This is a genomic window from Shimia sp. R11_0 (genome assembly GCF_017744035.1).
GTDB lineage: Bacteria > Pseudomonadota > Alphaproteobacteria > Rhodobacterales > Rhodobacteraceae > Shimia > Shimia marina.
The window spans coordinates 74,167-92,529 of the sequence record NZ_JAGHQY010000011.1; the positions used below are offsets into that span (position 1 = coordinate 74,167).

The following is an 18,363-nucleotide window of genomic DNA, read 5'->3' on the forward strand; positions in this document are numbered from 1 at the left end:
CCCACCCTAACGCACTGATAAAACTGTCAATAAACCTCGATCCGGAGAAAGTCCTCCCACCGACCAAGCACACTCCTTGCGAGCATCTCGCAAAACTCAAACACCTCTGGATTTCACCCCCTGATTCACGCCTGTTCACAGCACGGTGACCCCACCTGCCCAGACCGCGCCCCGCGTTTATGTTTGTCCCAACCAAAAGGAGAAACGACATGCTGACTCGCCGCGCCGCTCTTGGCCTCTTTGCTGCAACCCCGCTGGCTCTTGCTCTGGCACCCAAAGCCGCTCTGGCCGCAGAGCCACAGGTGTTCCAGAACCCGATCGCCATCAACGCAATCGATCCCGTGGCCTATTTCACCAAGAAAAAGCCCGTCAAAGGCAAAGAAAAACACCGCGTGGATTGGAACGGCGCCACCTGGCATTTCTCTTCCGCCAAGAATGCTTCGAAATTTGAAGCCAATCCCGAGGCCTACGCTCCGGTCTTTGGCGGCTACTGCGCCTTCGCTGCCTCCAAAGGCTATCTCGCCCCAACGGTGCCCGAAGCCTGGACCATCCATGAGGGCAAACTTTACCTGAACGCTAATCTGCGCGCGATGGAGCTCTGGCGGCAGGATATCCCCGGCAACATCAAAGCTGGGCTGGCAAACTGGCCAGGCATTCTGGGATAAACCCAGCCCAAACAACACAGACAGGCGCATCCGTATATGGGATGCGCCTGTCTGGCGTTCTGAGCTATCGCATCACTTTATGTCAGGCGACATAGGTCTTCATCACCTGCGAAAGATGATAATCCGTGTCCCCCAGCTGCGCGTCCAGCATGATCAACCGCTTGGCATAGTGGCTCACCGCATATTCCCATGTCATGGCGATGCCGCCATGCATCTGAATGCTCTCTTCCCCGATCAGTCGTGCCGCACGACCGATCATATTCTTGGCCATTGAGGCATATTTGCTGGCCTCCACGCCGCCAAGCTCTGCGGCCGCCTTGATGGTGATCGACCGCGCCTGTTCTATCTCGGTCAGCATATCCACCGCCCGATGCTGCAGCACCTGAAACTTGCCAATCGGAATGCCAAACTGCTTGCGCTGTTTAAGGTAATCTACGGTCATCGTATGGGTGACATCCATCACTCCAACCGCTTCGGCACAAAGCGCCAGAATACCCGCGTTGATGGCGTCCTGCAGGGCCTCTTGCGCATCCGCAATCAGCAAGCTCGCCGGCGTGTTATCCAGCAACACCTCCGCCGCGCCGCCACCATCCATCATACCATAGCCCGTGATATTGGCCTGCGCCGCCTGCACCGCGTAAACACCAAGCCTGTCGTCCTGTTTGGCGGCCACAAGGATCACATCCGCAACCTGCCCGCCATAGACCGTCGACTTGCGCCCAGACAGCGTGATCGCATCCCCTGCCCCGGTGGCAACCGTGGCAACCTGATCAAGCTCATAAGCCGCATCAATCTCGCTGATGCCTACGGCGTATTTACAGGCCCCGGTCAGAAGCGGCTCCTGATCTGCCCCCGCCGCCGCGAGCAACCGTGAGGCCATCAGCGCTCCCAAAACAGGCTCCGGGCAGAGCGTACGTCCCAGCGCTTCAAACACAACCGCAATATCAAATCCGCTGCCGCCCATGCCGCCTGCCTGCTCCGGTGCCAGAGCATAAAGCGCGCCAAGTTCAACCATCTGATCCCACAAGGCCGCGTCATGAAACGGCGCCTCATAGGCCACATTGACCCGATGCTCGACCGGATATTGCTCTGTCAAAAACCGGTTTAGCGTATCCGCCAGCATCTGGCGATCGTCCGTCAGATTAAAATCCATCTCTCAGAGCTCCAGCATGGTTTTGGTGACAATATTGCGCTGAATCTCATTGGATCCGCCAAAGATCGAAGTCTTGCGATTGTTAAAATAACGCGCGGCGTTGTGTGCCGTATCTTCTGGGCCAAACATCAGATTGCCTTCACTCACATGTCCGGGGAACGGCGCAGCCACCGGGCCCAGCGCGCGGCGCGCCAGATCTTTGAGCTCTTGATGGATCACCGTGCCTTTGATCTTGAGCAACGAGGTTTCTGGCCCCGGTGCGCCCTGCTCCTGCGCCTTAAACAACATCCGCAGGTTGGTGATTTTCATGGCTTCCAGATCAATTTCCGCCTGTGCAATCCGCGCTGCAAAAAGCGGATCCTCAATCAACGGCCTGCCACCGCGCCGTGTTTTGCGCGCAAGTGCTTTCACCTCTTCTAGCGCCTGAATGGAGAACCCCACCCCCGCGATCCCGGTGCGCTCATGGGTCAGCAGATATTTGGCGATGGTCCAGCCCTTGTTCTCTTCGCCGACCAGATTGCCAATCGGCACCCGTACATCGGTAAAGAAGACCTCATTGACCTCATGACCGCCCTCAATCAGCCGGATCGGGCGCACCTCCACGCCCGGCGTCGCCATATCCACCAGAATGAAGCTGATGCCCTCCTGTTTCTTGGCATCAGGATCTGTCCGGCACAGGCAAAAGATCCAATCCGCATGCTGCCCCAGCGTGGTCCATGTCTTCTGCCCATTGATCACCCAATGGTCGCCGTCACGATCCGCGCGGGTTTTCAGCGAGGCCAGATCAGACCCGGCCCCCGGTTCCGAATAGCCCTGGCACCACCAGTCGGTGCCATCCAGAATGCGCGGCAGATAGTGATCCTGCTGCGCTTTGGAGCCAAACTTCTGCAACACAGGCCCCAGCATATTCAGACCAAAGGGCACGATGCGCGGCGCATAGGCCCGACAGCATTCTTCCTCAAAAATGTGCTTTTGCACCGGGCTCCACCCCGGTCCACCAAACTCTTTGGGCCAGATCGTCGCCAGCCAGCCGCGTGCGTTCAAAATGGCGTGCCACTCTTCCGTCATCGCCTTGGTCAGCTCGCCCCCCGACCGCACCGCGTCAGAAATGTCTTTCGGGAGCTTCTCGGCAAGAAAGGCACGCACCTCGTCCCGAAAGGCCAGATCGTCCTTGGAATAACTCAGGTCCATGGGCTCATTTCCCCTTGTTCAAATCTGCAAATGTGGTGCCGTCCGCGGCCATTTTGCGCAACAGATCCGGCACCTGCCAGTAATGCGCATCCTCTTCTGCATAGGCCTCAATCCGCCGCACCAGCTCCGCTGCGCCAATGGTATCGGCGTAATGCAGTGGCCCGCCCCGGAACCGTGGAAAGCCGTAGCCCATCAAAAAGACGACATCGACATCCACAGGCCGCAGCGCAATGCCATCCTCAACCACCCGCGCAGCCTCAGAGATCATCGCGGTCATGTAACGCTCCACAATCTCCGCCACGCTGAAGTCTCGGGGTGTGATCCCCGCCTTGGCGCGCGCCTCTGCGATAATTGCGTTCAGATCCGGGTTCTCCAGCGTCTCGCGCCCGTCATAGACAAAATAGCCCTTGCCACTCTTGCGCCCGTTCCAGCCATTTTCGCTGAGCTGGTCGGCAATCGCACCGCTATATCGTTCTTCTGGCGGCCGGGTCGCCGCCAGCCGCTTGCGCGTCATATAGCCAATATCAAGTCCGGCCAGATCACCCACCCGGTGCGGCCCCATGGCAAAGCCAAAACCTTCCAACGCCCGGTCAACCTGATCCGGATGCGCCCCATCCAGCACCAGATAACTCGCCGCTTTCAGATAATGCCCCAGTATGCGGTTTCCGATGAACCCGTCACAAACGCCGGCCCGCACGGCAACCTTGCGCAGTTTCTTGGCCAACGAGAAACCCGTTGCCACCACCTCAGGCGCAGTGTTCTCGCCCACCACCACCTCAAGCAGCTTCATGATATGCGCCGGCGAGAAGAAGTGCAGGCCCAGCACATCCTGAGGCCGCCCTGTCATCGCTGCAATCTCATTGATGTCCAGATAAGAGGTATTGGAGGCCAGCACCGCACCCTCTTTGCAGATGCCATCAAGCTTTCCGAAGATCTCCTTCTTGATCTCCATGTTTTCAAACACAGCTTCAATCACCAGATCCACCTCGGACAGGCTCTGCATCTCGGTAGACGCTGTCAGCCTCGCAAGCGCCGCGTCGCGCGCCGCTGCGCCCATCTTGCCACGTTTGACAGCGCCCTCCAGATTGGCTGTGATCGTCGCGACCCCGCGCGCTAAGGCCTCCTGTGTCACCTCAATCAGCGTCACAGGCAGCCCGGCCATCAGCGCCGACGTCGAAATGCCTGACCCCATGGTGCCACCGCCAATCACACCAAGGCTGCCAATGTCGCGGGCCTGCGCCGTTTTTTCTGGGATATTGGCCACCGCACGCTCCCCGAAGAAAGCATGGATCAACGCTTTGGACTGGGGCGAAGCCAGACACTCCATAAAGGCTGCGCGCTCAAAGGCCAGCCCTTCTTGCAAATCCCCGGTTGAGGCCGCCACACACTCCACGCATTTCTGCGGTGAGATCAACTGCGGGTGTTTTTGCTGCACATGGGCCAGGGTCGTCGCAATCGCCGCATCATCGGGGGCCGTTTGCAACGTCCCGGTGCGCCGGGTCGCAAGTGTTCCAGCCACAACCTCCCGTGCAGCTGCCAGTGCGACGTCACGCGGCGTGCCCTCCATGATGCGGTCAATCACCCCCATTTCAAGCGCCTCTTGCGCCGCCACATGCCGCCCGGACAGGATCAAGTCCAGAGCATTGGGAATGCCAGCCAGACGCGGCGCACGCTGCGTGCCCCCGGCCCCCGGCAGAATGCCAAGCAGCACTTCGGGCAGACCCACTTTCGCCGAGGGCAACGCCACCCGCGCATGACAGCCCATCGCGGTTTCCAGCCCACCGCCCAGCGCAGTGCCATGGATCACTGCCACGATCGGCGTGTCAAAATTCTCCAGCGTATCGCAAACCCCGGGCAAACCCGGCTCCTGCAAAGGCTTGCCAAATTCCGTGATATCCGCCCCTGCGATGAAGGTCCGACCTGCGCAATAAAGCCCAACTGCACGTATAGACCCGACTGCCGAGATCTCTTCCAGTGCCGCGACAATGCCCTGCCGTACAGCCAGACCACTGGCATTGACTGGTGGATTGTCGATGCAGATCAACGCTACTTCTTCGACAATTTCCACACGCACTTTCTTGTCGCTCATCCTGACCTCCCTCGCAACAGTCTTGCCCAATACCCTAGGAGGCAAACCGCATTGCGAAAATCCGTTTCACCAAAAGCCGCGCAAAAACGACGCGACGACACTTTCCGGAAATTTCGCATGACGAAACAAGCCGGAGCGGTAGGCTAACCTACCCGCGTCCCCTCAGATGTGCGGCCCTGCCGAGTAAGAAAGACCCACATGCCACACCCGAATGCCCGCATTCCCGACTTCTGGCCCAAAGACAGCGACTGGACGTTTCCACGCCCGGATCATCCGATTGATGCGGATCTGGACCATACGGTGGCCCAACGCGGCAGCAGCATCGCCATCACCTACAATGGTGCAGACTATACCTATGACGACCTCGCGGAGCGTGTCTTGGCTCTGGCCGGATATCTACAGCACGCTGGCCTGCGCAAAGGCGACCGGGTGCTGCTCTACACGCAGAATTGTCCGCAATATATCATCAGTTTCTATGCGATTTTGCGTGCTGGCGGCGCCGTGGTGCCTGTCAATCCGATGAACAAACGCGCCGAAGTGGACTATCTTGTCCAAGATACAGGTGCCAAAATCGCCATCTGCGCCCTGGAACTGGCCGACAACATCCTGCCCGCGCACAGACAGGGCGACCTCACAACCGTGATCGGCACCCGTATGGCCGACATGGGACGGCCCGGATTTGATCTGATCCCAGAAAACCCAGTACCCGCCATGTCCGAACCAGAGGCAGAGGCCCTCGACATCGTCGGATTTCAAACTGCGCTAGAGGCCGGATATGTACCGGCGCCGCGCAGCACCACGAGTGATGATATCGCCGTCATTCCCTATAGCTCTGGCACCACCGGCCAACCCAAAGGCTGCGTGCACAGCCACCGCACCTTCATGGCCTCCCTTCATGCCAGCGTGCGCTGGAATCCTCCCGATGAGACCACGGTGCATCTCGCCGCGCTGCCCTTCTTCCATGTCACCGGCATGGTCGGTGGCATGTGTGCCCCGGTGCTCACCGGCGGGCGCAATGTGATCTTGCCGCGCTGGTCCTCCAAACTCGCGGCGGGGCTGATTGCGCGCTACGGCATCTCCCGCTGGCGTTCGATTGCAACCATGGCGATCGATCTGGTGAACGATCCTGACTTTGACAGCTATGACCTGTCCTCTTTGAAAATGATCGGCGGCGGTGGCGCTGCCATGCCTGAAGCCATAGCAACCAGACTCAAAGATATGACAGGGCTGGATTATCTGGAAGGCTATGGCCTGTCTGAAACCATGGCTGCCACCCACGTCAACCCCACCTCTGCCCCCAAGCGTCAGTGTCTGGGCCAACCGATCTATGAGGTCGACAGCCGCGTGCTGGAAATTGGCGGCACCAAAGAGCTGCCCCATGGAGAGGTCGGCGAGATTGTCATGCACGCCCCTCAGAACTTTCTGGGCTACTGGCAACGCCCAGAGGCCACCAAGGAGGCCTTTGTCACACTCGATGGCGTACCCTTCTTTCGGTCAGGCGACATTGGATACCGCGACGCCGCCGGTTATTTCTTCATGGTCGATCGGGTCAAACGCATGGTCAATGCCGCAGGTTTCAAAGTCTGGCCAGCTGAAATCGAAATGCTCATGCTGCATCACCCTGACATTGCGGAATGCTGCGTGATTGGCGCGCAGGATCCGCGCCGCGGCGAATGTGTCAAAGCCTTTGTCGTGCCCCAGCCCGACGCCCGCGCCAGCCTGACCGAAGCGGAGGTGATCAAATGGTGCAAAACGCAGATGAGCGCCTATAAATGTCCGAGCATCGTAGTTTTTACCGATGCGCTGCCGAAATCCGGCGTGGGGAAAGTCTTGTGGAAAACACTCACATGACGCATAGAAATTCCACCATGCGGAAATAGGCACCAACCCAATGAGAAAACGCGCGCCCCAATCTGGCGAAACACCCGCCCCTGAAACCGACCGTCAGTTTGTCACTGCCCTGTCGCGTGGACTGGATGTCTTGCGCTGCTTCCGGCCACGCGACCGTGCAGGCCTCTCCAATCGCGACATCGCCGCGCGCACAGGCCTGCCCAACTCCACCATTTCACGGCTGACCTACACGCTGCTGCAAACCGGCTATCTGCTCTATGATGATCAGACCGGTCGCTACCGCATCGGCGTGCCTGCCCTCAGTCTTGGTTTTGCCTGCCTCGGCAGCATGCCAATCCGCGATGCCGCCAAAGAACATATGCAACGCCTGGCAGACTATGCAGGCGATGGTGTTCAAGTGGCTCTGGGCGCACGCGATGACCACACCGTGACCTATCTCGCCTGCGCCCGTGCCGAAATCGGTATGATGTCTTTGCAACTCGGCGTCGGCTCGCGGATCTCTCTGGCCCGTTCTGCCATGGGGCGCGCCTATATCGCGGGATGCAAAGCTGAGGAGCGCGCCGAAATACTGGAGGCGCTGGCGCTGCATCACGGACCAGAACGCTGGCCTGCCATTCTTGAGGGCATCAATGCCGCCGCGGAGGATATCGCGCAAAAAGGCTTTTATGTGAACTACGGCCATTGGCATCCCGGCGTGCACTCCGTCGCCGTGCCGTTTCCCACTTCCAGCGATGCCAATCCGGATATGGCGCTCAACCTCGGTGGCCCCGCCCATTCTCTGACCAGAGAGCGGATGGAAAACGATCTTGGCCCGCGCCTGCTGGAGATGGCCAATGCCCTACGGTTGCACACAACCCAAATCTAAAACCGCTTGACGTTACTGCCCGCACAGATCACCTTCGCCGCCGCACTACTTTGGGGAAAGACATTATGGTCACCATCACATCTGAAGACGTCAAAACCTATCAGGAAGACGGCGTTGTTCTGATCCGCGGCCTATTCGCAGATCACGTCGAAAAACTGCGCGCCGGTGTGGCCCGCAATATGGAAGCGCCCGGCCCTTTTGCCTCCAACAACGAAAAATCTGGCGAAACCGGTCGCTTTTTTGATGACTATTGCAACTGGCAGCGCATCCCCGAATTTCAGGAGGTGATCGAAACCTCTGACGCCGCTGAAGTGGCTGCCGCGCTGATGAAATCTGACACCGTGCAGATGTTCCACGATCATGTGCTTGTCAAAGAGCCCGGCACCTCGATGGCCACGCCGTGGCACACGGATGGCCCCTACTACTTTGTCGAAGGTCAGCAAACCATCAGCTTTTGGTCGCCGCTCGATCCCGTCAAAGACGCCACATTGCGCATGGTGGCAGGCAGCCACAAATGGGAAAAGCCCGTATTGCCAACCCGTTGGGTCTCTGAAGAAAGCTTCTTCCCCAATGAGGAGGACTACATGCCAATCCCGGATCCGGATGCAGAAGGCATGCGCGTTCTGGAATGGGAAATGGAACCGGGGGACGCCGTGGCGTTCAACTACCACATCCTGCATGGCGCACGCGGCAATACAGCCACCTCGCGCCGCCGCGCCTTTTCCCTGCGGCTGCTGGGCGATGACGCCCGCTATGTGGAGCGCCCCGGCCGCACCTCGCCGCCCTTCCCCGGTCATGACATGACCGCCGGTCAGAAGCTGCGTGAGGACTGGTTCCCGATGCTCTGGCCCCATCCTGCCGCCTGATCCCAACAATTGTTGCGGCTTTCGCAATAGAATATCAGCACGTCTCTGCAACCTTGGCGGAAATTTCGATCAGGAGACAGAGACGTGCTATTTTCCGCACTGGGCCTTGTGGCCTTCACAGCCAATGCTGGCCCATCCACGCCCCACCCCCAGACCGATTTCTGGGAATACGGCTCTTGGCGCGTTGTGGCTGAAACCATTGATACCGGCGAAGACCTGCGCCGCACCTGTACCGCCCTGACCGGCGGCGATGGCGCCCCCACACTGAGCGTTGAAATTTCCAACGGCGACGGCGGCCCGCCCCACACCTTCCCCAGTGTTGAAGTCAGAGAAAGCGCCATCCGGGGGTATCCAACCCGCATGCAGGACAGCCAGCCGCTCTACATCCGCTTTGATGACGAAGACAGCATGGACGCCACTGTGCACGGGTATCTGGACGAAGACGGCTTTGCGCAGGCCTATTTTCGCTTTGATCACCCAGACAGCCAATGGGTGTTGCTGGCCATGCGCAGAAACCACCAGCTCGATGCCGTGGTCGCCCATCAGCCCTTTGCCACTTTCTTTCTGGATGGCTTCACCGCCGCCTATGTCAAAGCGATGGAACAATGCGGTTTCTCAGGCGCAGGCGTGGTGGACTGACACAAGGGCCCGCATATTTTCATAGCCAGACAGGATATTTTAACATGAGATTTTCAACTGCGGCCGCTCTGGCCCTGATCGCAGCACCGGCCTATGCCAATGGCCATTGGACTTTCGACGCTTGGCAGGTCTACACCGAAACCGTCAGCGCCGGAAATTACCTGCATCTCAGCTGCACCGCTTACTCCGGCGGCAATGGAGATCCCCTGGTGCGGATTTCCATCACCAACTCAGAGGTGGGCCCACCCGCAAATTACCCAACGGTCTATGTGCAGGAAAACGCCCCGCGCGGCTATGCCACCAATATGCAACAGGGCCACACCGTCGCATTGGTGATCGATGACCGTCGCGATTTTTATGCCCATGCTTACAACTACTACGACAATGATGGCATTCTGCAGGCCTACGCCGGTATCAGCGACCCCGACAGCCTCGCCACGATGCGCGCCATGCGCACCGGACAGATGATGTCCGTCTATCTTGATGGCGTACCCTACACCCATGTCAATCTCAGCGGCTTCACCGCCGCTTATGTGAAAGCCATGGATGCCTGTGGCCATTCCGGAAGTGGCGTTGTGAACTAGAATACATAGTCACCGGCTGCCTTCACCTGACGCTGCGCCCTTCAATCCACCGGCGGCACACCGCGTTTCTCCAACAGCCGCACGTCAACATCTTCTCGGCGGCTGCCAAACCGCATCTCATCGTAATAAACCACATGGGTTGGCAACCGAACGCCCCAATCATACTCAAATGGCGTCGGAGAGGGGCTACGCGACTTCCCTCCCTCATGCGTTTGCGCATAGGCTGTAACCTCTGGCGGGATGCGGCCCTTCTGGGCGAGATACCGACTGACAAAACTGTTATAGATGCCGTATTTCAACCCAAGCTTCGGCGTCTTGCGCGCAAACTCCGCCGGCATGAAGGGCGATTTCAACTGACACAGCAGCTTGTCGTCCTTAAACAGCTGAAAATAGACCGGCTGTCCACTGTGCCCATAATGGGCAAAAACGACCAGATCATTCCAACGCCCTTTCCACGATCCCAATGCACCAAGAGAGCATGTACGCCCATCCGCAAATTTGATGTAGGGGCGATCGTTGAAGGTCAACCACCACATGGGAGTCGACCAACCCTCCGCTTTGACCTGCCCCAATGTGGTATTGGCTTTCCCAAGACTGACAAAATCTGAGGGGATAAATACTGAATATCCATACCAAACCCCTTTCCCGGGCTTGGACATGCTGTTTTTCGGCCGCTCTTTCATCTCAACACGTTGGCGGTCGGTGGTGCAGTCATTCCAGCCACTTGTTTTACCGCAATCCCCGTGACGGATTTCAAATCTCTGGGCCTTAGCACCTCGGCGCGTAGGTTGGGCCACATGCCCAAAGCGATATTTGCCCCGAAAGGACAAATCTTCGAGCTTCACTTTTTTCTCAATGGAATTGCGCAAAGGCTTTTCTTTGGCAGAAACACCGCCTGCCAAAATCAGTACGCCGCAAAGCACAGCAGAAAAAATGCGTTTCATAAAATCACCTCTGTCTAATCCGACACAGGCTAGCTTGGTATGTTTCAAAAACAAGGGTCTCAAACACAAAACGGCCCTGCCAAATCTGGCGAGGCCGCTTCAGATCTCACATAGGCGGATTAGCCGTTCGCCAGCTGGTCTTTCACCATCGGGCCAACTTTGCCAAAATCCATCTGGCCAGTGTACTTGGCTTTCAACGCGCCCATCACCTTGCCCATATCACGGATGGAATCAGCGCCCACTTCCGTCACAGCCGCTTTCACGGCTTCGACGATTTCATCGTCGCTCAACTGCTTGGGCAGGAACTCTTCGATGACGGTGATCTCGCTCAATTCGCGCTCCGCCAGGTCCAGCCGCCCCCCCTCTTCATAGGTGCGCGCGCTTTCCTGCCGCTGCTTTACCATCTTGGCCAAAATGGCAAGGATGTCATCGTCCTCTACACCGCTTGTTTCTTCCCCCGCGCCGCGCGCCGCAATGTCACGATCTTTGATCGCTGCCATAATCAGACGCAAAGTCGAGAGCCGATCAGCGGCCCGGTCACGCATTGCTTGTTTCAATGCGCTGTTGATGTCTTCTCTAAGTGCCATTCACTTCGCCAATTGCTGTCAAACACAAGCACCGGACAATATATAATCCAACTGCGACTCGCAACAGCGACGTTTTTTGAACTGGGCCTTTAAAACAAGGGTCCACCTAAGGTGCAGAACCGCTTGACGCCCGCTCTGTGCCGACATATGCATCGGCCAATTTGCCAGCCGGAGACTCGCCCATGACCGCATCGACCCCCGATCACCCGACCGCCTGCCTCGCCCTTGCCGACGGCACCCTGTTCTATGGACGTGGCTTTGGTGCCACCGGCGAGACCGTCGCGGAGCTCTGCTTCAACACCGCCATGACCGGCTATCAGGAAATCATGACGGATCCCTCTTATGCCGGTCAGGTTGTCACCTTCACCTTCCCCCACATCGGCAACACCGGCGTGACGCCGGAAGATGACGAAACCGCTGATCCGGTGGCAGAAGGCATGGTGGTGAAATGGGATCCAACCACCCCATCCAACTGGCGCTCTGTGAACACCCTGTCAGACTGGCTCGCCTCGCGCGGTCGTATCGCCATTGGTGGCATCGACACGCGTCGCCTCACCCGCGCCATCCGTCAGCAGGGCGCGCCGCATGTGGCGCTGGCCCATAACCCGGATGGCGTGTTTGACACCGAAGCACTGGTGGCCAAGGCACGGGCTTTCTCTGGCCTCGAAGGTCTGGATCTGGCCAAAGAAGTGACCTGCGCCCAAAGCTACCGCTGGGATGAGATGCGCTGGGCATGGCCTGATGGCTACCCGACTCAGACAGCCCCCAAGCACAAAGTGGTTGCCGTGGACTTCGGTGCAAAACGCAACATTCTGCGCTGCCTCGCCTCTGTCGGCTGCGACGTCACCGTCCTGCCCGCCACCGCAACCGCGGAAGAGGTACTGGCACACAAACCCGATGGTGTTTTCCTCTCCAACGGTCCCGGCGATCCCGCCGCAACCGGGGAATATGCTGTGCCAATGATCAAGGACGTGCTCAAAGCAGACCTGCCCATCTTTGGCATCTGCCTGGGTCACCAGATGCTGGCCTTGGCTCTGGGCGCAAAAACCGTGAAAATGAACCACGGTCACCATGGCGCCAACCACCCGGTCAAAGATCATGACACCGGCAAGGTGGAAATCACCTCCATGAACCACGGCTTTGCTGTCGACGCACAGACTCTGCCAGAGGGTGTGGTGGAAAGCCATGTGTCGCTCTTTGACGGGTCTAACTGCGGCATCCGTCTGGCCGACAAGCCGGTCTTTTCGGTGCAACACCACCCAGAAGCCTCCCCCGGCCCACAAGACAGCTTCTATCTCTTTGAGAATTTTGCTGCCGCAATGGCCGCCCGCGCCTAATAAAAACGCGTTATCTTCCCGACTTCACACCGGTGAGGTCGGGAAACCCTGAGGGTTAGCGCCACCTGAATTCGTGGTTAACAATCCGTTAATCACTCGCTCACAGCTTTGACCTCAGTGTCATTAGGCAAGTGAGCTCCATGCGTAAAACGCAGCCCCAACGAGAAGCACTTCCAAGACTGCCCCCCGCCCGTGGCCACCTGCCGCTGGCGCGTATTTTGATTGAGCAGGATCTTCTGGCACCTTGGCAACTCTTCTACGCGATGCATTGCCAATCCCTTTGGGACAGCTCGCTACAGGAAATCCTGATCGCACAGCGCTGGATACGACCGGAAACACTGCGCGCAGTGATGGCCCACCGCTACGGCTTGCGTCAGATTGATCTGTCACGCACCCCCCCAGCCCCCGCCGTCGCGGATCTCTTGCCGCCAAAGTTCTGCCTCCAGCACAATATCCTCCCTTGGGCGAAGCTTGGGACAACGCCAATCCTCGCCACCGGACGCCCCCACACGACCGAAAGACTGCAACAGCACTTGCCCCCCGCTCTGAAGAACGCGCTTTTTGCCTCCGCCCCGCCTCAGGACATCGAAACCCACATTCTCCTGCATCAACGACGTAAATTAACCCATGAAGCAGAAACCTCTGTAGTCGATGAGCAAAGCTGCCGTGGCTTTGCCCCAGAGAGCAGACAGCGGACACCCTCCCTCTTGCTGGCCCTGTTCTTCTTGTTGGGCCTATATCTGGTGTTGCCCAAACTCTTGCTGATCAGCCTCACAATTTTGGGACTGCTGACCTTGGGCGGTGCCATCTCACTGCGCGTGATGGCGCTTGCACATTACCTGCGCCCCCTCTCTGCGGGGCCACCGATCTTGCCAGCTTTCCCTCCCAGGCCAGACGACACAATGCCAACGCCGCCCATCCTGTCCGGCGCAGAGCGTGGCAGCGTGGAAAAACTCCCTAAAATTTCGGTCTTGGTGCCCCTTTTTCACGAAACAGAAATCGCAACGGCGCTCATAAGGCGCCTGACGCAGCTCACCTATCCGCGCGCGCTTCTGGATGTGATCTTGGTGCTTGAGGAAAAAGACAGGCTGACCCGCGCCACCATTGCGCACACGCGCCTGCCCAGCTGGATGCGCGTTGTCGAAGTGCCTGCCGGATCAGGCATCACCACCAAACCCCGGGCACTCAACTATGCGCTGCCGTTTTGCAAGGGGCGCATCATCGGCATCTGGGATGCCGAAGACGCCCCTGCCCCCGATCAACTGGAACAGGTCGCCGCCGCCTTTGCCCATGCCCCGCCAGAGGTCGCCTGTGTGCAGGGCGTGCTGGACTTTTACAATCCCTACACCAATTGGATGTCCCGCTGTTTCACGCTGGAATATGCCGCGTGGTTTCGCCTCATTCTGCCTGCGCTTTCCAAGATGGGCTTTGCCATTCCTCTGGGCGGCACCACAGTGTTCTTGCGACGCAACGTGCTAGAAGCAGTTGGCGGCTGGGACAGCCACAATGTCACCGAAGATGCGGACCTGGGCATACGGCTGGCGCGCCACGGCTATCGCGCCATCATGCTCGCCTCCACCACCCGTGAAGAAGCCAATTGCCGCCCGATCGCATGGATCCGGCAACGCTCACGCTGGCTCAAGGGCTATATGGCCACCTACCTCGTCCACATGCGCGCGCCCCGCAAGCTGCTCGCCGAACTGGGCCTGCGCCAATTTCTGGGATTTCAGATTCTCTTTCTCTGCACCATCAGCCAATTCCTGATCGCGCCGCTGTTCTGGAGTTTCTGGCTGGCCCTCTTTGGCGCGCCCCATCTTCTGGCAGAGACCTTCCCCGCCAGCGCGCTCAGCGGCATCGCCGCCCTGCTGCTCTTGGCCGGGCTGACAAATGGATTGGTCTGGATCTGCGCCGCACATCGCTGCCAAAGACCCCGCCTGTGGGTCTGGAGCCTGACCATGGCCCTCTATTTCCCGCTCGCCACGGCTGCCGCCTACAAAGGTCTCATCGAAATGATTGTCGCGCCCTTTTACTGGGACAAAACCAGCCATGGCAAAACCACAGAGGCCACGCAGCACAACCTCCCATCTCAAGAAACGGCCCAGCCTGTCGCGCAACCGCGCTGATCAGCCTTCATTTTCCTGCTTCAACCGGGTCACAAAGGCGGTGGAAATATGCTTGCGCAGCGCCTCATCGGCCCCGTCTTCATTCCGCGCGGTGATCGCATCCACAATGGCCTGATGCTCCACCAATGTGTCTTCACCACGTCCCTCCACCGCAATGGAGGTGGTCGCCATAAGCGCCATGGAGCGGTGCACAAGATCCAACTGCTGCACCAGATAGCGATTGTGGCTCGCCAGATGAATCTGCTTGTGAAACCGCCGGTTGGAACGCGCCAGCGCAGAAGGATCGTCCACCAGATCCGCATCCGCAAGCACCATATCCTGCAATACCCGCACCTCTTCTGCGGTCGCATGGCGTGCAGCCAAACGCGCGGCCAGCCCTTCTAGCTCACTGCGCACCACATAAAGCTCTGCCATCTGATTGTGATCCAGCGAGTTCACAATCAGGCTGCGCCCGTCGCGCGCCAGCAGCGACTGTGTCTCCAGGCGTTGCAATGCCTCACGAATAGGCGTGCGCGACATGCCGAATTTCTCGGCCAGATCGCTCTCCACAAGCCGATCTCCGGGCTTGTACACCCCAACGTCAATCGCCTCCAAAATCAGCGTATAGGCATCTTTGTTAGGGCGAGTGTTCTGCGCCATCGTGCAACTTCCCTGTTTTGCGTTGCCGGCCAGACTACGCCGCCCAGCCCCCGATGCAACCCCACAAGCGGCGCATTGCATTGCAGAATGCGGCATTCACACGTATCACAAGAGCATGCCAAAACAGTCTTTCTCACATATCACCACCTGGGTGTTTGATCTCGACAACACGCTTTATCCGCCACAGGCACGCCTCTTTGATCAGATCGAAGTACGCATGACCAACTATGTGATGACCGCACTGGGGGTGGATCGCCCACAGGCCGATCACCTGCGCCAGGACTACTGGGCGCGCTATGGCACCACGCTCACCGGGCTGATGCGTGAACATGACCTTGATCCCGCACCTTACCTCAAAGACGTGCATGACATTTCGCTTGACCATCTGGAAGCAGACGGCCTTCTGGCCAGCCATATCAAAAGCCTGCCGGGGCGCCGCATTGTCTATACCAACGGCACCGCGCCCTATGCCGAACGGGTGCTGGCCGCGCGTGGACTGGAAGGCGCGTTTGACGCGATCTATGGTGTGGAACACGCAAATTTCCTGCCCAAGCCCGAACGCGCCGCTTTTGAAACAATCTTTGCCCAAGATGGCGTCAACACAGAGACCGCAGCGATGTTTGAGGATGATCCCCGCAATCTGCATGCCCCTCATGAGATGGGCATGCGCACCGTACATGTGGCCCCTGATCCGCATGATGCAGATCACATCCATTTCCACACCGACGACCTGCCGACTTTCCTGTCCAAACTGCGCGATTGAGCACCTCTTTGCGCAGGCACGGGATGCGACACTCTGCCCAGCTTAAACATGCGCGCACTTTGCATATTTAGGCCCTGCGACAGGACAGCTCACAGACACCGCTCTGCCATGCGGCGCTCTGCCACTTCTGACGTGCCCAGCACCACAGCTGGGGCGCAACATGGGGCATAGCACTTGCCCCTTCCTCCTCCAAGCCAGAATCTCTGGCACATTTTCTAGGACGCTTTCATGAGCCTTGCAGACGCGACTGATTTCACATCTTCCGCCGTAGACACCGATGCCCACCATGATGACCTGCCCTCACGTAAAGAAGTGATCACGGTCTGGAGCGCCATTGCGCTGATTGCCGCGCTCTGGGCAACCTCTGTGGCCATGTTTGGCATTCCCGGCCTCTACATGCCTGCCGTGGCCCTTGTGCCCGTGGTATTCCTTGCTCTGGTGGTGATCTCCAGAGGGTGACAATCCTTCCTCTTGGAACCCCTCAGCCACAGGCGTAAACTGCCAAGCAGGAGGCACAAGCCATGACTGAGACAACCCAAGTGGACATCCTGATTTCCGGCGGCGGCATCGCCGGGCTGACCGCCGCTGCCGCCTTTGCGACAGCCGGATTTTCCGTGCAATGCGTGGATCCGACACCGCCGGTCACCGAGCGGGATGCCGCCGGTGCCGACATGCGCACCACAGCCTTTCTGCAACCGGCCCGCCAGCTTTTGGAGGAGGCCGGTCTCTGGGCGCGTCTTGAGCCCCATGCCGCGCCGCTGCAGATCATGCGCATCGTGGATGCGGGTGGCGAGATTGCAGAGCCGCGCATCGTCAAAGACTTCAACGCCTCAGACATTTCCGAACAGCCCTTTGGCTGGAACCTGCCCAACTGGCTGCTGCGCCGCGAAATGATCGCCCGTCTGCAAGAGCTGCCCAATGTGGACCTGCGACTGGGCTGTGGCACAACCACGCTCTTCACCCGCACGCAGGAAGCCCGCGTGGGGCTCAGCGATGGCACACAGACCCGCGCCAGACTGGTGATTGCTGCGGATGGGCGCAACTCGCCCATGCGCACCGCGGCAGACATTGGTGTCAAAACCCTGCGCTACGGCCAAAAGGCGCTGGCTCTGGCGGTCACACACCCCATCCCGCATGGCAATGTCTCCACCGAAATTCACCGCTCCGGCGGTCCTTTCACATTGGTGCCGCTGCCAGACCATGAGGGCCTGCCCTCTTCGGCGCTGGTCTGGATGGAACGGGGCCCGCGCGCCCAAGAGCTGTTTGAGATGGACACTGCCAGCTTTGAGGCGGCAATGACCGAACGCAGCTGTGCGCTTTATGGCCCATTGACGCTGGCCTCCAACCGCACCATCTGGCCAATCATTTCCCAATCTGCGGAGCGTCTTTATGGCCAGAGGCTGGCCTTGGTGGCAGAAGCCGCCCATGTGGTGCCTCCCATCGGAGCGCAGGGGCTCAACATGAGCCTTGGGGACATGCGGGTGCTGCTGGAACTGGCAAAAGCCGATCCAGGCAGCCTTGGTGATGCTCGGATGCTGGAGCAATACCACCGCAAGCGCTTTGCCGAGGTCAAACTCAGGGTGCAGGGCATCGACATGCTCAACCGCGCCAGCATGGCCACAGCGCAGCCCCTGCGCGATGTCCGCGCCATGGGGCTCAACGCGCTCTATTCCATGGCCCCAGTACGCAAAACACTGATGCAGATGGGCCTCGGCGTTCGGTAAAATTACAGGTGTCGCGCGGCAACACGCCCGCGACGCGCGCCGCAAATGAGGCACATGCTCCCGCCCCTGCTGCGCGCGCCTTGCGGCACGCTGGCAGGGTTGGGCCCGGCCGGGGCCAAGCCCCGGCTCCACCGCTCAAATCCGCAACGGTCAAACGCCATCTGCTAGAGTGTTTCGCGTTTGGCCTGTGTCTTCTCGCGACAAGATTGTCCCGAGAATGCCATCCGACATGGCAACACCAGCCGCACGCCGCAGCCATAAAGTGAAAAGCCGAGGTTAACCCGGTTTTGTCGGGTGAAAATGACACCGCCGCGTTACCGACGGGATACAGACGCAATGCATA

Annotated in this window: 17 protein-coding genes; 11 read left to right on the forward strand and 6 right to left on the reverse strand. The window is 59.0% G+C overall.

Annotated elements, in window-relative coordinates:
- Positions 1-209: 209 nt before the first annotated feature.
- Positions 210-665: a YHS domain-containing (seleno)protein gene (locus J7382_RS18380; protein WP_209070440.1), complete on the forward strand. Its 456-nt coding sequence runs from the start codon at positions 210-212 to the stop codon at positions 663-665.
- A gap of 82 nt (positions 666-747) precedes the next feature.
- Here J7382_RS18380 and J7382_RS18385 read toward each other — a convergent pair whose 3' ends face one another.
- The 3 genes from J7382_RS18385 to J7382_RS18395 are packed head-to-tail and all read right to left on the reverse strand — an operon-like array spanning position 748 to position 5,098.
- On the reverse strand, positions 748-1,818 hold the full coding sequence (locus tag J7382_RS18385; RefSeq protein ID WP_209070441.1) for an acyl-CoA dehydrogenase family protein: 1,071 nt from the start codon (positions 1,816-1,818) through the stop codon (positions 748-750).
- 3 nt (positions 1,819-1,821) lie between these two features.
- Positions 1,822-3,009, reverse strand: a complete 1,188-nt coding sequence (locus tag J7382_RS18390; RefSeq protein WP_209070442.1) for an acyl-CoA dehydrogenase family protein — start codon at positions 3,007-3,009, stop codon at positions 1,822-1,824.
- A 4-nt stretch (positions 3,010-3,013) separates the two neighbouring features.
- The gene (locus J7382_RS18395; RefSeq protein WP_209070443.1) at positions 3,014-5,098 is read right to left on the reverse strand and encodes a 3-hydroxyacyl-CoA dehydrogenase NAD-binding domain-containing protein; all 2,085 of its coding nucleotides are present in this window, start codon (positions 5,096-5,098) and stop codon (positions 3,014-3,016) included.
- Between the two features lie 198 nt (positions 5,099-5,296).
- Between J7382_RS18395 and J7382_RS18400 the strand changes: the two genes are divergently transcribed.
- The 5 genes from J7382_RS18400 to J7382_RS18420 all read left to right on the forward strand — a co-directional run bounded on the left by J7382_RS18400 (position 5,297) and on the right by J7382_RS18420 (position 9,903).
- Entirely contained in the window at positions 5,297-6,949 is a 1,653-nt protein-coding gene (locus J7382_RS18400; RefSeq protein WP_209070444.1) for a long-chain-fatty-acid--CoA ligase, read from the forward strand.
- 40 nt (positions 6,950-6,989) lie between these two features.
- Positions 6,990-7,814, forward strand: a complete 825-nt coding sequence (locus J7382_RS18405; protein ID WP_209070445.1) for an IclR family transcriptional regulator — start codon at positions 6,990-6,992, stop codon at positions 7,812-7,814.
- Positions 7,815-7,879: 65 nt separating this feature from the next.
- Positions 7,880-8,680: a phytanoyl-CoA dioxygenase family protein gene (locus J7382_RS18410; RefSeq protein WP_209070446.1), complete on the forward strand. Its 801-nt coding sequence runs from the start codon at positions 7,880-7,882 to the stop codon at positions 8,678-8,680.
- An 84-nt stretch (positions 8,681-8,764) separates the two neighbouring features.
- Complete coding sequence (locus J7382_RS18415; protein WP_209070447.1) at positions 8,765-9,319, forward strand: hypothetical protein; 555 nt, start codon at positions 8,765-8,767, stop codon at positions 9,317-9,319.
- A gap of 44 nt (positions 9,320-9,363) precedes the next feature.
- Positions 9,364-9,903: a hypothetical protein gene (locus tag J7382_RS18420; protein ID WP_209070448.1), complete on the forward strand. Its 540-nt coding sequence runs from the start codon at positions 9,364-9,366 to the stop codon at positions 9,901-9,903.
- A 41-nt stretch (positions 9,904-9,944) separates the two neighbouring features.
- Here the strand turns inward: J7382_RS18420 and J7382_RS18425 are convergent, their stop codons facing one another.
- Positions 9,945-10,847, reverse strand: coding sequence for a heparin lyase I family protein (locus tag J7382_RS18425; protein WP_209070449.1), 903 nt, complete (start codon positions 10,845-10,847; stop codon positions 9,945-9,947).
- 119 nt (positions 10,848-10,966) lie between these two features.
- The gene (locus J7382_RS18430; RefSeq protein WP_058239775.1) at positions 10,967-11,434 is read right to left on the reverse strand and encodes a GatB/YqeY domain-containing protein; all 468 of its coding nucleotides are present in this window, start codon (positions 11,432-11,434) and stop codon (positions 10,967-10,969) included.
- Positions 11,435-11,616: 182 nt separating this feature from the next.
- On the opposite strand from J7382_RS18430, the gene carA reads away from it, so the two are divergent.
- Both carA and J7382_RS18440 read left to right on the forward strand, forming a co-directional pair.
- The gene (gene carA / locus J7382_RS18435; RefSeq protein ID WP_209070450.1) at positions 11,617-12,771 is read left to right on the forward strand and encodes a glutamine-hydrolyzing carbamoyl-phosphate synthase small subunit; all 1,155 of its coding nucleotides are present in this window, start codon (positions 11,617-11,619) and stop codon (positions 12,769-12,771) included.
- Positions 12,772-12,911: 140 nt separating this feature from the next.
- Positions 12,912-14,894, forward strand: coding sequence for a glycosyltransferase (locus J7382_RS18440; protein WP_209070451.1), 1,983 nt, complete (start codon positions 12,912-12,914; stop codon positions 14,892-14,894).
- On the opposite strand, the gene J7382_RS18445 is transcribed toward J7382_RS18440, so the two are convergent.
- Complete coding sequence (locus J7382_RS18445) at positions 14,895-15,533, reverse strand: GntR family transcriptional regulator (protein WP_058239772.1); 639 nt, start codon at positions 15,531-15,533, stop codon at positions 14,895-14,897.
- A 115-nt stretch (positions 15,534-15,648) separates the two neighbouring features.
- Here J7382_RS18445 and J7382_RS18450 point away from each other — a divergent pair, with 115 nt between their 5' ends.
- The 3 genes from J7382_RS18450 to J7382_RS18460 all read left to right on the forward strand — a co-directional run bounded on the left by J7382_RS18450 (position 15,649) and on the right by J7382_RS18460 (position 18,020).
- Positions 15,649-16,296: a pyrimidine 5'-nucleotidase gene (locus J7382_RS18450; RefSeq protein ID WP_209070452.1), complete on the forward strand. Its 648-nt coding sequence runs from the start codon at positions 15,649-15,651 to the stop codon at positions 16,294-16,296.
- 228 nt (positions 16,297-16,524) lie between these two features.
- Positions 16,525-16,755: a hypothetical protein gene (locus J7382_RS18455; RefSeq protein ID WP_058239770.1), complete on the forward strand. Its 231-nt coding sequence runs from the start codon at positions 16,525-16,527 to the stop codon at positions 16,753-16,755.
- A 62-nt stretch (positions 16,756-16,817) separates the two neighbouring features.
- Entirely contained in the window at positions 16,818-18,020 is a 1,203-nt protein-coding gene (locus tag J7382_RS18460) for a UbiH/UbiF family hydroxylase (protein ID WP_209070453.1), read from the forward strand.
- The last annotated feature ends 343 nt before the right edge of the window (positions 18,021-18,363 follow it).

What these genes read in the sequence shown, in the direction of transcription:
- J7382_RS18380 (WP_209070440.1), top strand. Translation starts at nt 210, where the DNA reads ATGCTGACTCGCCGCGCCGCTCTTGGCCTCTTTGCTGCAACCCCGCTG.
- J7382_RS18385 (WP_209070441.1), bottom strand. Translation starts at nt 1,818, where the DNA reads ATGGATTTTAATCTGACGGACGATCGCCAGATGCTGGCGGATACGCTA.
- J7382_RS18390 (WP_209070442.1), bottom strand. Translation starts at nt 3,009, where the DNA reads ATGGACCTGAGTTATTCCAAGGACGATCTGGCCTTTCGGGACGAGGTG.
- J7382_RS18395 (WP_209070443.1), bottom strand. Translation starts at nt 5,098, where the DNA reads ATGAGCGACAAGAAAGTGCGTGTGGAAATTGTCGAAGAAGTAGCGTTG.
- J7382_RS18400 (WP_209070444.1), top strand. Translation starts at nt 5,297, where the DNA reads ATGCCACACCCGAATGCCCGCATTCCCGACTTCTGGCCCAAAGACAGC.
- J7382_RS18405 (WP_209070445.1), top strand. Translation starts at nt 6,990, where the DNA reads ATGAGAAAACGCGCGCCCCAATCTGGCGAAACACCCGCCCCTGAAACC.
- J7382_RS18410 (WP_209070446.1), top strand. Translation starts at nt 7,880, where the DNA reads ATGGTCACCATCACATCTGAAGACGTCAAAACCTATCAGGAAGACGGC.
- J7382_RS18420 (WP_209070448.1), top strand. Translation starts at nt 9,364, where the DNA reads ATGAGATTTTCAACTGCGGCCGCTCTGGCCCTGATCGCAGCACCGGCC.
- J7382_RS18425 (WP_209070449.1), bottom strand. Translation starts at nt 10,847, where the DNA reads ATGAAACGCATTTTTTCTGCTGTGCTTTGCGGCGTACTGATTTTGGCA.
- J7382_RS18430 (WP_058239775.1), bottom strand. Translation starts at nt 11,434, where the DNA reads ATGGCACTTAGAGAAGACATCAACAGCGCATTGAAACAAGCAATGCGT.
- carA (WP_209070450.1), top strand. Translation starts at nt 11,617, where the DNA reads ATGACCGCATCGACCCCCGATCACCCGACCGCCTGCCTCGCCCTTGCC.
- J7382_RS18440 (WP_209070451.1), top strand. Translation starts at nt 12,912, where the DNA reads ATGCGTAAAACGCAGCCCCAACGAGAAGCACTTCCAAGACTGCCCCCC.
- J7382_RS18445 (WP_058239772.1), bottom strand. Translation starts at nt 15,533, where the DNA reads ATGGCGCAGAACACTCGCCCTAACAAAGATGCCTATACGCTGATTTTG.
- J7382_RS18450 (WP_209070452.1), top strand. Translation starts at nt 15,649, where the DNA reads ATGCCAAAACAGTCTTTCTCACATATCACCACCTGGGTGTTTGATCTC.
- J7382_RS18455 (WP_058239770.1), top strand. Translation starts at nt 16,525, where the DNA reads ATGAGCCTTGCAGACGCGACTGATTTCACATCTTCCGCCGTAGACACC.
- J7382_RS18460 (WP_209070453.1), top strand. Translation starts at nt 16,818, where the DNA reads ATGACTGAGACAACCCAAGTGGACATCCTGATTTCCGGCGGCGGCATC.